13 protein-coding genes and 1 pseudogene are annotated in these 12,789 nt (G+C 51.6%); 10 read left to right on the top strand and 4 right to left on the bottom strand.

Annotated features, from left to right (window positions below; genetic code table 11):
* Positions 1-20: 20 nt before the first annotated feature.
* Genes terC through ECL_RS26660 form a run of 4 tightly spaced genes read right to left on the bottom strand, consistent with a single transcriptional unit; the run spans position 21 to position 3,300 of the window.
* The gene (gene terC / locus ECL_RS26675) at positions 21-1,061 is read right to left on the bottom strand and encodes a tellurium resistance membrane protein TerC (RefSeq protein WP_000255079.1); all 1,041 of its coding nucleotides are present in this window, start codon (positions 1,059-1,061) and stop codon (positions 21-23) included.
* Between the two features lie 22 nt (positions 1,062-1,083).
* Positions 1,084-1,539: a tellurite resistance TerB family protein gene (locus ECL_RS26670; protein WP_000007448.1), complete on the bottom strand. Its 456-nt coding sequence runs from the start codon at positions 1,537-1,539 to the stop codon at positions 1,084-1,086.
* Between the two features lie 22 nt (positions 1,540-1,561).
* On the bottom strand, positions 1,562-2,719 hold the full coding sequence (locus ECL_RS26665; protein WP_001054787.1) for a TerD family protein: 1,158 nt from the start codon (positions 2,717-2,719) through the stop codon (positions 1,562-1,564).
* The gene (locus ECL_RS26660; protein WP_000254136.1) at positions 2,719-3,300 is read right to left on the bottom strand and encodes a TerD family protein; all 582 of its coding nucleotides are present in this window, start codon (positions 3,298-3,300) and stop codon (positions 2,719-2,721) included. The genes ECL_RS26665 and ECL_RS26660 overlap by 1 nt, the downstream gene beginning before the upstream one ends.
* A 321-nt stretch (positions 3,301-3,621) precedes the next feature.
* On the opposite strand from ECL_RS26660, the pseudogene ECL_RS26655 reads away from it, so the two are divergent.
* From ECL_RS26655 to ECL_RS26610, 10 genes and pseudogenes are all read left to right on the top strand, one after another.
* Positions 3,622-4,679: pseudogene (locus ECL_RS26655) on the top strand (ATP-grasp domain-containing protein).
* A gap of 9 nt (positions 4,680-4,688) precedes the next feature.
* Complete coding sequence (locus ECL_RS26650) at positions 4,689-5,831, top strand: phosphoribosyltransferase domain-containing protein (RefSeq protein WP_001282603.1); 1,143 nt, start codon at positions 4,689-4,691, stop codon at positions 5,829-5,831.
* Positions 5,824-6,597 (top strand): HAD family hydrolase, encoded by a 774-nt coding sequence (locus ECL_RS26645; RefSeq protein WP_001040062.1) that lies wholly within the window; start codon positions 5,824-5,826, stop codon positions 6,595-6,597. Before ECL_RS26650 ends, ECL_RS26645 begins: the two co-directional genes overlap by 8 nt.
* 1 nt (position 6,598) lies before the next feature.
* Positions 6,599-7,678: a cysteine protease StiP family protein gene (locus ECL_RS26640; protein ID WP_001182415.1), complete on the top strand. Its 1,080-nt coding sequence runs from the start codon at positions 6,599-6,601 to the stop codon at positions 7,676-7,678.
* Positions 7,678-8,634: an HpcH/HpaI aldolase/citrate lyase family protein gene (locus ECL_RS26635; protein ID WP_000797363.1), complete on the top strand. Its 957-nt coding sequence runs from the start codon at positions 7,678-7,680 to the stop codon at positions 8,632-8,634. The genes ECL_RS26640 and ECL_RS26635 overlap by 1 nt, the downstream gene beginning before the upstream one ends.
* A gap of 10 nt (positions 8,635-8,644) precedes the next feature.
* The gene (locus tag ECL_RS26630; protein WP_000506888.1) at positions 8,645-9,853 is read left to right on the top strand and encodes a DUF4236 domain-containing protein; all 1,209 of its coding nucleotides are present in this window, start codon (positions 8,645-8,647) and stop codon (positions 9,851-9,853) included.
* Between the two features lie 17 nt (positions 9,854-9,870).
* Complete coding sequence (gene terW, locus ECL_RS26625; RefSeq protein ID WP_001176767.1) at positions 9,871-10,338, top strand: tellurium resistance protein TerW; 468 nt, start codon at positions 9,871-9,873, stop codon at positions 10,336-10,338.
* Between the two features lie 463 nt (positions 10,339-10,801).
* On the top strand, positions 10,802-11,440 hold the full coding sequence (locus tag ECL_RS26620; RefSeq protein WP_001388628.1) for a vWA domain-containing protein: 639 nt from the start codon (positions 10,802-10,804) through the stop codon (positions 11,438-11,440).
* Positions 11,441-11,462: 22 nt separating this feature from the next.
* Positions 11,463-12,104 (top strand): TerD family protein, encoded by a 642-nt coding sequence (locus ECL_RS26615; RefSeq protein WP_000116681.1) that lies wholly within the window; start codon positions 11,463-11,465, stop codon positions 12,102-12,104.
* The gene (locus ECL_RS26610) at positions 12,104-12,742 is read left to right on the top strand and encodes a vWA domain-containing protein (RefSeq protein ID WP_013087240.1); all 639 of its coding nucleotides are present in this window, start codon (positions 12,104-12,106) and stop codon (positions 12,740-12,742) included. The genes ECL_RS26615 and ECL_RS26610 overlap by 1 nt, the downstream gene beginning before the upstream one ends.
* The last annotated feature ends 47 nt before the right edge of the window (positions 12,743-12,789 follow it).

Raw genomic sequence — 12,789 nt, 5'->3', positions numbered from 1 at the left:
CAGGTTAACACTTCAGGGGATCAGCTCCCCTTTTCCTCAGATTCAGGTTTGCCCGGGAACATGACGCTTGCGAGAATGCCCAGCGCCAAAACACCCAGTACAACATACAGGCTGGTTGTCGCCGCGATGCTGTAACCATGATGCCAAATGTGATCGGTCGCATTCAGGCCCAGTTTTGCCGCGATGAAGAACAGCAGCACGATAACGGCCTTCTCCAGATGAACCAGGTACTGTTTCAGTGCTTCAAGGACAAAGTACAGAGTACGCAGGCCCAGGATAGCAAACATCATGGCACTATAGACGATAAGCGGTTCACGACTGACGGCAATGATTGCCGGTACCGAGTCAAACGCAAACATAACATCCGAGAGTTCAACCACGGCCACACACAGGAACAGAGGGGTCGCATACAGCGCCGCCTTTTTACCACGGCCAATGGTGACATCGCTGTTTTCTGGTTTCGCCAGTTCGGCATCCACTTCCTTCTGGTTAAGCAGGAAAGCATGACCTCTGAGCTTCGGCCAGATAGGGAAGAAGCGTTTAACCATGCGGTAAGCCAGATGCTGGGAATAATCCTCAATTTCATCATCGTCATCACCGCTTTTAAGCATCATGACCGCCGTCCAGGCGACGATGATAGCGAAGACAACTTCAACATACGGCCCCAGACTCAGCAGGCTCGTACCGATGGCGACAAAGATGCCCCTGAAGACGATGGCACCAATGATCCCCCAGTAGAGAACACGGTGGCGGTAACGATCAGGAACGGCGAACCAGGAGAAGATGGCCATCATGACAAACAGGTTGTCGACCGACAGCACTTTCTCCAGCGCATAACCCGTTACAAACAGGCTGGCAACCTCAGCACCGTGGTGGATGTAGAGGAAACCGGCAAATGCCATCGCAACCACAACCCAGAATACGGACCAGAGCGCCGCACTCTTCAGGGAAATGGGCTTGTCATCACGGTGCATAAACAGGTCAATAAAGATGGCACCGACTGAAAGCGCAATGAAAACAATGACCGTTTCAGTCGGGAAGCCGATGTGTGTGGAAACCATATTTTACCCTTAGGGATGTGGATCAGAGGCCAAATTCAGCCGGGTCGAAGCCCAACGCGATAGCGATCTCGCGGGAGGCCAGTTTCTCGTCCTGATCGAAGTTACCGTCACTTTTCGCAACGGCAATACCAACACGTAAGGCCAGCTGAGCGGCCTCAGGCTGATCTTTCAGCGCCAGGATGTATTTCATGGTTTCGCCCTTGCCGATTTCAACATCGAAATCGAAGCTTGAAACCAGTTTATTGAAGAACTCGATCACCTCATTGGTATCGAAGACCTTCAGCTCTTCTGAAGAGCGAAGAAAGCCCATCATTTTCTGCTTTTCTTCCGAACTCACGCCGTCACTCGATACGGCAATACGGGCACATACAGCAACGGTGCCGTGCATAAATTTTTTGTTTTTGAAACGACCAACCTGGCGGGTCAGTTCGTCCCGGCCAGAGTTAATGGCACCTTTTACCTTGTCGAAAAAGCTCATACCTGTTTCCTTTGTTGCTGTGTTATTTAGAACCGGCGCTCCAGCGAAATCCCCAGCCAAATGCCCGGTCCATTTCGTCCTGGCCTTTGAAGTACTGGTTAATTCGCTCGACTTTAATTGCGCCGTTTTCGTTTACGAGTCTGGCAATGGCGCACAATGTGCGACGGTTTTCACCTTCGGTCAGGCGGGTCTCAATGGGCGGTTGATCCGGCACATGAATGGTGACCACACCATCAGTCTTGTCCCAGCTGGGAACACCTTCATAAATAAAGGCGTAAATCAGCACTTCGCGGATATGCTTCCATTCACGTCCATTGATATGCAGCCACTCGCCGTCTGATACATCACCCGTCCGGTCATCGCCCTTGAGCTGAACATACGGTTCATCGCGATAATTACCGAATGCATTACCGAGCGCCTGAATGACCGATTTATACCCGTCCTGAAGCTCAACAAAGGCCCCCAGATCCAGGTCGATTCCTTTGGAGCCGAACATGCCTGCAAAGCCTGATTTGCCGCTGCCCCGGTGCCAGTTCAGGTTGATCCGGATTTCACCGAAGTTATCCCGTTTGGTCAGGCTGATTGCAGGCTTCTCTTTTGTCAGCGATACCTTGCTCAGGCTGATTTTTGTCTCAACTGGCGGAGGGGTTACAACCGGAGGAGTCGGGGCTGCGGGAGCCGGTTCGTCGGCAATATTTACGCCGAAATGCTCTGCCAGCGGTTTAAGTCCACCGTTGAACCCCTGCGCAACGAAGCGGAATTTCCAGTCATTATTACGACGGTAAAATTCACCCAGAATTAAGGCTGCTTCCTGACGGCCGCTCAATTCGACACTGCCGCTAACCAGGCCGGTAGCCCCTTGCTCCACGTCGATGGAAAGATTACGAAGACCGGACACCGTCTGCCCACCGTCACAGGTCACGGTGAACGCAATTTTTTGGACATCAGGTTTCAGCCGGTTGAGCGCGACAGTAAAGGTTGAGTACTGGCCTTCACTGACCAGGCTGACGGTACCATCATCGTTACGTGGCTGACCATAGAACACCATGTCCGCATCACCCTGCACCTTCCCGTCGGCATACAGGCGAAACGCCGAAGCATCCACCTGGCCGCCCGAGGTGATCCGGACCCGCAACTCCTGGGCTGGAACGGGGGCATTGCCCCCCGGCGTCAGGTTCATTAGCGGATAACCGCTGAAACGATATCGGAGTGCATATCGTCAATTGTGCGGCCGCGACAGGCATGGCCAAGGGCGGTAAAGTCCCAGTTGCCGTTATTACGGCGCAGCGAAGAAATAACGATCCCGGTATGTGAGCCCTGCTCAGTCAGCTTGTAGCGAGCCAGCTCTTTGCCGGTTTGATCGACAACGCGGCAGAACGCGTTTTCGACGTCATTGAACGACTGACCACGGAAGCTGTTTACCGTAAACGCCAGGTATTCAACGTTTGCAGGCAGTCGGGAGAGGTTGACCTTAATCACTTCATCGTCACCGTCACCCTCACCGGTCAGGTTATCGCCACTGTGCACAACAGCGCCGCAGGTGGATTCCAGTTTGCGGAACCAGATGGTGTCAATTGTTTTACCGGTGCTGTCCATTAATACGCAGCCAGCATCGAGATCGATTGAGTCGTTGCCTCCAAACAATCCTCCAAGAAGACCTTTTTTCTTAACCGGATCCCAACCGAGACCGAAATGAAGCTGGCTTAATGCAGATGATTCTTTGCTGAGTGATACCGTCTGGTTCTTAACTAATGAAACCATGTTTTATTCCTTAAAATGGTAATGACCGAGACAATCAAAGGGTTGTTTATTAACTGACGAAGAAAATCATATCATGATGAAGTTCTCTGACAAGGGAAATTTTGGTAGTTTTCTGTAAAAACACAAAAAGAAAATCTTTTCAGGGTGTTAATTTTCTATGTTTAATTTAAATATCAATACTTTATCGGGAATCCAAAAAATACTGACTCACTCCATAACCACAGAAGTTATTAATCATATTATGATTGACATGTAGCTTAGACACTCATAGACTCACTTCTCAATCATAAATTTGCATGGCGTTCCGGATAATTAAAAAAAATGAACAAGAAAATTTGGTTTATGGAAGGTTTATCCTCCCAGCGAGATATTATTCAGGGGGTAAAATCATTTGCACAAAAAATAATTTTGCCATTACCGTTTTTGCCTCCCACCGTAACGAAAGAAATGAAATCCTTTCCGTTGCCGATTATTCTTTGACTGAACCTGAAGATCCTCAAAAACGTCTCCAGTTTATTCAGGAAACCATTCAGACCTACGGCATCCACCATATTCATACTGGCCGTAACAGCCAGTGGTTTGAAGAACACCGTTCAGACATTGAATCGACCGGTGCCACCCTTACTACCGGTGCAACGAGCGTCGACTGGTTAACTCTGGCTGACGAAAAAGTTACTTTTGCTCAGTTTATGGAGCAAAAGGGACTCCCGGTTGTACCATCCTGGCGGGTGAATACGCTGGCAGAATTAAAGACACACCTCGCGTCCCCGCCGTTCACTGACAGCCCGGTATGCGTGAAGCCGGTGACGGGTATCTATGGCATGGGATTCTGGCGCTTTGATGACAGTGCTTCGCCTATGGCCGTCTTTAATCATCCCGAACATCGTCTGGTCAGTCCGCAACAGTATATTGCAGCAGCATCAGCTGCTGAGTCGTTTAAACCCCTTGTTTTGATGCCGTACCTGCCAGGCCCGGAATTTTCCGTCGATATCCTCGCGGATAAGGGCGAAATACTCGCAGCCGTGGGACGCCGTAAGGAAGGGGCTATCCAGTATCTGGTAAACGAAGGTAGCGCCTGGGAACTGGCGTGTGACTGCGCCCGGGTTATGAAGGCCGACGGGCTGGTGAATGTTCAGACGCGAAACGATGTGAATGGCAACCCGGTGCTGCTTGAAACCAACATGCGTCCGTCAGGGGGGGTGGGTTATACCCTTCACAGCGGGGTGAACCTTCCTGGGTTATTTGCTGCCTTTAAGCTCGGTCTGATGTCTGAAGATATGGTGCGCCAGAGCGCTAAAAACACCTTTTCTCCGGTTGCGGTGAGATCCATTACGGATGTAATTGCATACCCGGAATCACTCTCTAACCTTTTGAATTAAGGCGTGTTTATGTCTGATAACCTCGAAGATATGATTTATCGCCGTACCCTCTCATGCGGTACGATTCAGGTAATCCGCGATCAGGGTGAAGTTTCGCTCGATGACCTGTTTGATATCGCTGAAAGACGTAACCCGAAACGCGCCTTTCTGTTTGTCAGCAAAGTACTCGGCAGGCACATTCCCGTGCCACCCTCAGTCATGCGGCAGGCCTACAGACAGCTTGCCAGCCAGTTCCCCTCAACGCTAACAGGGCCCGTACTGTTTATCGGTATGGCTGAAACCGCCGTTGGGCTTGGGGCCGGTGTGTTTGATGAAGTGCGCCACCAGCATCGTGAATCTGTATATCTGACCTCTACCCGTCACCCGGTTGATGGCACGTTGCTTTGCGAGTTCAAGGAAGAACACAGCCACGCCACTGATCATCTGATCTATCTGCCAGATGATGAAGAGAAAAGACGTCGTGTTACCAACGCGCGAACGCTGGTTTTGATTGATGACGAGGCAACCACCGGTAATACCTTTATTAACCTGCTTTCTGCCCTGCGTAATACCGGCAAGCTTCAACATATTGAACAGGTTATCGCCGTTACGCTTACCGACTGGAGTGGCAAAGCCTTGTCCGAGCGCAGCACCTTACCCGTCACTTCTGTTTCTCTTGTAAGCGGTCAGTGGGGATGGACCACATTACCAGATGCACCGGTCCCGGACATGCCAAAAGTCAACGTAACTTCACGCGGAGAATGGGACATCCAGGGGAAACAGTCATGGGGTCGACTGGGGATGCTCGCACCTGCGGCCGATCTCGGCCATGAGGTTTCCGTCCGCAAAGGGGAGCGTGTTCTGGTTCTCGGGACAGGGGAATTCGTCTGGGAGCCGTTCCTGCTTGCAGAACGGCTCGAAGCTGCCGGGGCAAAGGCATTTTACGGTTCGACTACCCGCTCCCCTATCGCCGTTGGTTATGCCATTGAGTCCGCCATTTCCTTTACGGATAACTACGGGCTGGGCATCCCCAATTTTGTCTATAACGTCGCCCACCAGCAGTTTGACCGCATTCTTGTGTGTACTGAGACACCCGCAGAAAGTATTGACGCGCAGCTTCTTAAGGCGCTGGCTGAGGTTGCGCCCGTCGTGGAGATTGTTACCTATGAATAAACCCGTTGTTCTGAGCGACCTTGACGACACGCTCTTTCAGACCCGTCGTAAAATGGTGGACGAGCTGGCCCTGGAGCCATTCCGTACCGGTGCCGTTGATCGTACCCTGAATCCACGAAGCTTTATGACGGAAGAACAGTCCATGTTAGTGGACTGGCTTCTGGAGCAGGCTGAACTCATTCCCGTTACCGCACGGGGAACTGAAGAAATCAGCCGCGTACGGATCCCTTTCCACTCCTGGGCAATCACCACGCACGGGGCCGTCATTCTCACGCCTGAAGGCAACCCCGACGAGGAGTGGAAGGCCCATATGCTCGGCCAGCTGGCTCCCTATCAGGAAAAGCTGACATCGATGCAGCGACTGATCACTGAAATGATGGACGCAAAAGGGATTAATGCCTGGGCAAGACTGAACTTCGAATACGGTGAAACGGCGGTTTATATGGTGATGAAACACCGCGACAGCACCCGCCTTGACGAGCTCAATGCCATTGCAGATGAGATAGAAACGGTGTTTCCGACCGAGGGCTTCTACATCCACCGCAACAGTAATAACGTGGCCTGGCTACCCACCCCGGTTGAGAAAGGGCTGGCCGTCAGCTGGCTGCTTGAAAAACTTCGGGCTGAACGCGGCGTTTTCCCCGTAATTGGTCTGGGCGACAGCCTGAGCGATCATCGTTTTATGAAACTGTGCAGCTGGTTTGGCATCCCGCGTCAGAGTCAGTTTGCAGATGCCATTTCACAGCGAATTTTTGGAGAAAATTAAAATGCAGCCACATGAAACATTTACCGGCTCATACCAGCCCGGTGACGTGGAATTTCTGCTAAAGCCGGTTGTCATTGAGATGACGCCGGTTGATCAAAAAGAAGAGCTGATTCAGTCCGGGAAGAAACATTATTCAGACATGCTCAGCCAGGAGCCAGCACCAACACAATGGCATCTTGATTTGTTTCACCGGGCGCTGGATCGGGGCGCAGAGAGGCTTGCAAAAGAAGTCACACAGCTCGCTATTTCTCTGGCCGAACGCTTCGGTGATGAGCCCATTGTACTGGCCAGTCTTGTCAGAGCTGGCGTACCGCTCGGCGTTATGCTGCACCAGGCCCTGCGTGACATGGGGAAAACCTCATGGCATTACGGCATCAGCATCATCCGGGATCGTGGAATTGACGGTGCAGCACTCGACGTCATTGAAGAGCGGCATGGTACCAGCGGTATTGTCTTTGTTGACGGATGGACAGGTAAAGGCGCAATTACCGGAGAGCTTGTACGCGCACTGAAAGATCGCCCGGGCTATCCTGAGCAGCCGCGACTGGTTGTCCTGGCCGATCCCTGTGGCTGTTCCTGGCTTGCAGCAAGTGATGATGACTGGCTCATTCCTTTTGGCATCATGGGTGCGCCGGTATCAGGTCTGATCTCCCGGTCAGTATGGTCCTCTGAAGGATTACATGGGTGCATGGTTTGCGAGCATCTCAGTGAATTCGAATGCAGCCGGATGCTTGTCGATACCGTCGCTCATTTCCGTAAGAAGTTAACACCGACATCCCTCGCTCCCCTGAGCTGGAATACGGAGTCAGCCCGGATCTTATGGCAGACAAGTCGCGACGTTATCGCGTTCCTGGCCGATGAATTTAAAGTGGACAGCGTCAATCGTATTAAACCCGGTATTGCTGAAGCAACCCGGGCTGTATTGCGTCGGGTACCGGACCATATATTTGTGCGTTCTATTGACGACCCGGACGTTGCCTTGCTTGTAGGGCTTGCTCGTGAAAAGGGAATAGTTGTTACAGAAATGGGGGGAACCCTCGGCCAGTATCGGGCTGTAACCATTATCAAGAAGGTACTCTGATGAAAAATCGTCTTTCTCCCTGGAATCTGGGAGCCACGCTATACATGCCTGCAACACGGGAAGATATTGCTGATGCCGTCCTGCATGGGAAAATCCCGGGTTTGCGCTCTCTGGTAATTTGCCTTGAGGATGCTGTCAGTGAAGCAGACATCCCCATCGCCCTCAAAAATCTGGAGCACCTGCTGCACGAGCTCAGTAACAGCATGCGTAGCCTGGGTAAAAATGACTGGCCTCTGGTGTTCATTCGCCCCCGGCATGCCGACATGGGCAGATGGTTAAAAGCGCATTATGATCTTTCCGCTGTCGACGGGTTTGTGTTGCCGAAATTTACCCTCAGTTCGTTAGCTGAATGGTGGGATATCATGGGCGGGACTCACCTGTGCATGATGCCAACGCTGGAAACAGAAGACGTCTTTGACGTGGTTCAGATGCGGGAGCTGGCCACCCGTCTGGTGGAACATCCCTGCCACGACCGCATTATTGCGCTTCGAATCGGCGGCAACGATCTTATGAACGTTGTGTCGCTTCGCCGTCCCCGGGACCTGACGCTGTATGACAGCCCGATGGGCTACGTCATCAAAATGCTCGTTTCGGTCTTCGGCCCGCGTGATTTTGCCCTGACCGCGCCCGTATGTGAGCATATTGACGATCATGCCGTAATGGCCAGAGAGCTGGCTCTTGATATGGCACATGGGCTTGTTGGGAAAACGGCCATTCACCCGGGTCAGATAGAGGTCATTCAAAACGCGCTGATGGTCACTCAGGGTGAGCATTCTGACGCTCTGCGGATCCTGAACTCGACCCAGGCCGTGTTTAAGTCGCAGGGAGCAATGTGTGAACCCGCCACACATCGCCGCTGGGCGGCTGGCATTCTGGACAGAGCTCGTTTTTATGGGTTACAGAACGAGCAAAGCGCTGATGGAATCAGATTACTTACCGTGACCCAGCATCATTAAGGAAATCATAATGGGGTTCAGGTTCAGAAAGTCGATCAACATTATTCCTGGTGTTCGCCTCAACCTGAGTAACGGTGCACCGAGCCTGAGTGTCGGGCCGAGAGGTGCTTCCGTTTCTTTTGGAAGCCGGGGGACCTATGCCAATCTGGGCTTGCCCGGTACCGGGCTGAGTTACCGTACCCGGCTTGACCGGGCCGCGCGTTCCGGAGGTGGGAACCGGACGGCTACCGACCCGGGGCTCAGACAGGCGCTTGAGCAGGAAGCCGCTGATCTCATGTCAGCGGTGACCGCAATCCGTAATATTCACGAGCTGACGCCGGATCCCAAAACAGGCATCAGCTGGGCAGAGCTGGAAGCAGTATACCTGCATAACAGAACGTCGCCTTTTCAGGTTCCGGCACCGGTGCGTCCAGAAAAGCCAGACTATCTTGCATTGCCGGAAAAGCCTGCCGAGAGCGAAGGCATTAGTTTTCTGGGTAAATGGTTTGAATCGGAATCAGCTAAAGCTGAGCGCCACGCCGAAAATCTTCGCCGGTGGCAGCAGGAGCTGATTGATGTGGAGCGTGAGAATACCCTTCGACAGCACCGGTACCAGCAACAACGGACGGCCTGGGCCGAACAGTATGCAAACTGGAAGTTTGAGGCTGAAGAACATGAAAAACGGCTCGCCACGGCTCAGGCAGATGCCCGGCAGCAGTTCCGGACAGACGCCGCGTTTTTCGAATCATACCTGGCGGGTGTGCTGGCAGAAACTGAATGGCCGCGTGAAACGCTTGTTGCATTTGAAGTAAAGCCGGAGCTATCAGCAGTCCTGCTGGATGTTGATTTAGCTGAGATTGAAGATTTCCCTGATAAGATTTACGGCGTTAATGCCCGGGGCACGGAGCTGACGGAAAAAGCCATGACGCAAAAAGCCGTACGCGAAAACTATGCCCGCCACGTCCATGGCTGCTTGTTCCGCCTGGTCGGTATCGTTTTACATACGCTACCGTTCGACAACGTGATTGTGTCAGGCTTTACGCAACGGGTCAGTAAGCGGACCGGCTATCTGGAGGATGAGTATATCCTGTCCTGCAAATGCAGTCGCAGCCAGATGTCGTCAGTAAATTTTGCAGGCTTAGAACACATTGATCCGGTTGAAGCGTTAGGCGATCAACCGGTTATTCGAAAGATGAGCAGTACCTTCATTTTTCAGCCTATTGAACCACTAACCCTTTAAGCAGGCTAAATCTTACGATGCAATTAAATACCAGACAGGCCCGGATTTTTAAGCTTGCCAACTTACTGGGCACCGGCAAGCCCGTTTCCGCTGCCGACATTATAACCAGTCTGGAATGCTCAGAGCCGACATTAACCCGGGCACTCAAAGAGCTACGCGAGTCATATTCTGCGGAGATCAAATACAGCAAGGCAGGTCATTCATACCATCTCGTTAATCCGGGCCAGCTGGATAAAAAGACCCTTCGCCGGATGAATGAAGCGCTCGCACAGAATGCTGAACTGAAAACCGGTGAGTCCACAGGGAAGGTCGTACTCGATAAGGATAAAAAAACAGCCGTGTCATTATCGCTACGCATGCGGATTTTAAGAAAAATTGACCGTCTGGCTGCGCTGAGTGGCTCGACCCGAAGTGAAGCGGTAGAGAAGCTGGCTCTGCACTCCGTTGATGAACTGATAAAAGAATACAGCGCTAAAAAGTCCTGACGCTAAATCTCAGACCGGGGTGAAAACCCCGGTTTTGTCATATTTCACCTCTGTATCTGCGTGACGGAGTTTTGATCTATTCTCCTCCCGCAATGTCAGCAGCGCCTTTCTGCCTACAAAACCTGGTGTCTTGACATCCTCTTGTGCTACACATCAATCTTTGGGCGATTTACACTCCATTCATGCAGATCTGTGATGTATGATGATTTTCATACATAAGAAAGTTTATTTTTGCCGGAGTTTTTTTCAGAAATCTTATATTCCAGTACGGTCTGAATTTTTTTCTCTGATAAGAGGCCATTCACATGTCGGTAATTCAATGGTGGTTAACTTATTTCTTTAATGCCGCTTCTGAGTATTTAATCTCCACCCGACAGATGTCGTGCCGTTTTATCAAATCTACAAACTCTGGCCTCTTCCTGAAACTACTCTCCTCTTCCGATCTCTTAAGAAGGAATTACATTTGAGACGCTTACCCGTATATCTGCTACTCGACACGTCCGGCTCTATGCACGGAGAGCCTATCGAAGCGGTTAAGAATGGCGTTCAGACGCTGCTTACCACGCTGAAACAGGATCCGTATGCACTCGAAACGGCTTACGTGTCAGTGATCACCTTTGATTCTTCAGCCCGACAGGCAGTCCCCCTGACAGACCTCCTGAGTTTCCAGATGCCAGCACTAACAGCCAGCGGCACCACCTCTCTTGGCGAAGCGCTTACCCTGACGGCCAGCTCCATTGCCAAAGAAGTACAGAAAACGACGGCTGACACTAAAGGTGACTGGCGTCCCCTTGTATTCCTGATGACGGATGGAAGTCCGAATGATGACTGGCGTAAAGGCCTGAATGACTTTAAAGCGGCCAGAACCGGCGTTGTTGTGGCATGTGCAGCCGGGCATGATGCCGATACCAGCGTCCTCAAAGAAATCACTGAAATCGTGGTTCAGCTCGATACAGCTGACAGTTCGACGATTAAAGCTTTCTTTAAATGGGTCAGTGCGAGCATTTCGGTAGGCAGTCAGAAAGTGGAGTCCAGCAAAAAAGAAGTGATCGGTCTTGAAGACCTGCCACCGCCGCCGCCAGAAGTAAACGTGGTCTTATAATTTTATTAATTAAGGGGATGTCATGTCTGTCAGTCTGAGCAAAGGCCAGGGCGTAAGCCTGAAAAAAAATGAATACGATCTCTCGTCCGTTACTATCGGCCTGGGTTGGGATATTAATGAGGAAAAGAAAGGTTTCCTCGGCGGGATCTTTGGTAAAAAAGAAGAAGAATACGACCTTGATGTGATCGCTTTCCTGTGTAATTCAGCCGGAAAGGTGACCGATCTCGGCAATGTGGAAAATGGTAAACCAACGCTTGTGAATGGCGATATCATCTTTTTCAACAGCCTTCGCCATAAGTCAGGAAATATCTGGCTGACGGGCGATAACCGAACCGGAGCCGGTGACGGTGACGATGAGCAAATTATTGTGCGCCTGAATTCCCTTGACGCTCAGTACGAGAAAATTGTGTTCATCGTTCAGATCTACAATGGTGAAAAGCTCCAGCAGCACTTTGGTAAAGTTCAGAATGCCTTCATCCGGGCAGTAGATGCCCGTAATATTGAAATGGCACGATTCGATCTTTCTGGCGGACCCGCCTTCGCCAGCCAGCGCTCCATGGTTTTTGCCGAGCTGATACGCGAGGCTACAGGCTGGAAACTCAGGGCAATTGGTGAGCCTTCAGAATCAGATTCGTTTGTCTCGCACCTGAGGAATTACATGTGATGCGCCGCCTGCCTGTTTACCTTGTTATCGACACATCCGGCTCGATGCGCGGTGAGTCCATCCATTCCGTTAACGTTGGAATTCAGGCGATGCTTAGCGCTCTTCGCCAGGATCCCTACGCCCTCGAAAGCGTTCATATCTCCATTATCACCTATGACAATGGGGCGCGTGAGTTCATTCCTCTCACGCCGCTGGAAGACTTCCAGTTTTCTGATATCGTTGTGCCAAGCGCAGGCGGGACGTTCACCGGTGCTGCCCTTGAATGTCTGATGCAGTGTGTTGAACGGGATGTACGTCGCTCAGATGGTGATACAAAAGGAGACTGGCGTCCTCTGGTATTCCTGATGACTGATGGAACCCCTTCTGATGCCCTGGCGTACGGTGAAGCGGTAAAAGCGATTCGCGGCCGGGGATTCGGATCCATCATTGCCTGCGCCGTTGGTCCTAAAGCAGGCCATGAGCACTTAAAACAGCTCACCGATAAGGTTGTGTCTCTGGAGACGCTAGATTCAACCGCGTTTGCAGGTTTCTTTAAATGGGTATCGGCCAGCGTGTCTTCCGGCAGCACAAGCGCGGGGATCAATAACGGAACTGATACCCTTCCCCCTCCTCCACCAGAAATCCAGCTGGTGCTCTGACAGACAGAAAGGTGCTGCTTTCCGGGCAGCACCTTTCTGTACAGCAA

It is taken from the genome of Enterobacter cloacae subsp. cloacae ATCC 13047, from assembly GCF_000025565.1.
Lineage (GTDB): Bacteria > Pseudomonadota > Gammaproteobacteria > Enterobacterales > Enterobacteriaceae > Enterobacter > Enterobacter cloacae.
Note: the sequence above shows the minus strand (reverse complement) of the source record. Positions and strands in the feature narration are given on the sequence as shown.

Excerpts from the sequence above, each read along its gene's own strand:
- ECL_RS26670 (WP_000007448.1), bottom strand. The coding sequence starts at position 1,539 with ATGAGCTTTTTCGACAAGGTAAAAGGTGCCATTAACTCTGGCCGGGAC.
- ECL_RS26635 (WP_000797363.1), top strand. The coding sequence starts at position 7,678 with ATGAAAAATCGTCTTTCTCCCTGGAATCTGGGAGCCACGCTATACATG.
- terC (WP_000255079.1), bottom strand. The coding sequence starts at position 1,061 with ATGGTTTCCACACACATCGGCTTCCCGACTGAAACGGTCATTGTTTTC.
- ECL_RS26640 (WP_001182415.1), top strand. The coding sequence starts at position 6,599 with ATGCAGCCACATGAAACATTTACCGGCTCATACCAGCCCGGTGACGTG.
- ECL_RS26615 (WP_000116681.1), top strand. The coding sequence starts at position 11,463 with ATGTCTGTCAGTCTGAGCAAAGGCCAGGGCGTAAGCCTGAAAAAAAAT.
- terW (WP_001176767.1), top strand. The coding sequence starts at position 9,871 with ATGCAATTAAATACCAGACAGGCCCGGATTTTTAAGCTTGCCAACTTA.
- ECL_RS26630 (WP_000506888.1), top strand. The coding sequence starts at position 8,645 with ATGGGGTTCAGGTTCAGAAAGTCGATCAACATTATTCCTGGTGTTCGC.
- ECL_RS26645 (WP_001040062.1), top strand. The coding sequence starts at position 5,824 with ATGAATAAACCCGTTGTTCTGAGCGACCTTGACGACACGCTCTTTCAG.
- ECL_RS26610 (WP_013087240.1), top strand. The coding sequence starts at position 12,104 with ATGCGCCGCCTGCCTGTTTACCTTGTTATCGACACATCCGGCTCGATG.
- ECL_RS26660 (WP_000254136.1), bottom strand. The coding sequence starts at position 3,300 with ATGGTTTCATTAGTTAAGAACCAGACGGTATCACTCAGCAAAGAATCA.
- ECL_RS26665 (WP_001054787.1), bottom strand. The coding sequence starts at position 2,719 with ATGAACCTGACGCCGGGGGGCAATGCCCCCGTTCCAGCCCAGGAGTTG.
- ECL_RS26650 (WP_001282603.1), top strand. The coding sequence starts at position 4,689 with ATGTCTGATAACCTCGAAGATATGATTTATCGCCGTACCCTCTCATGC.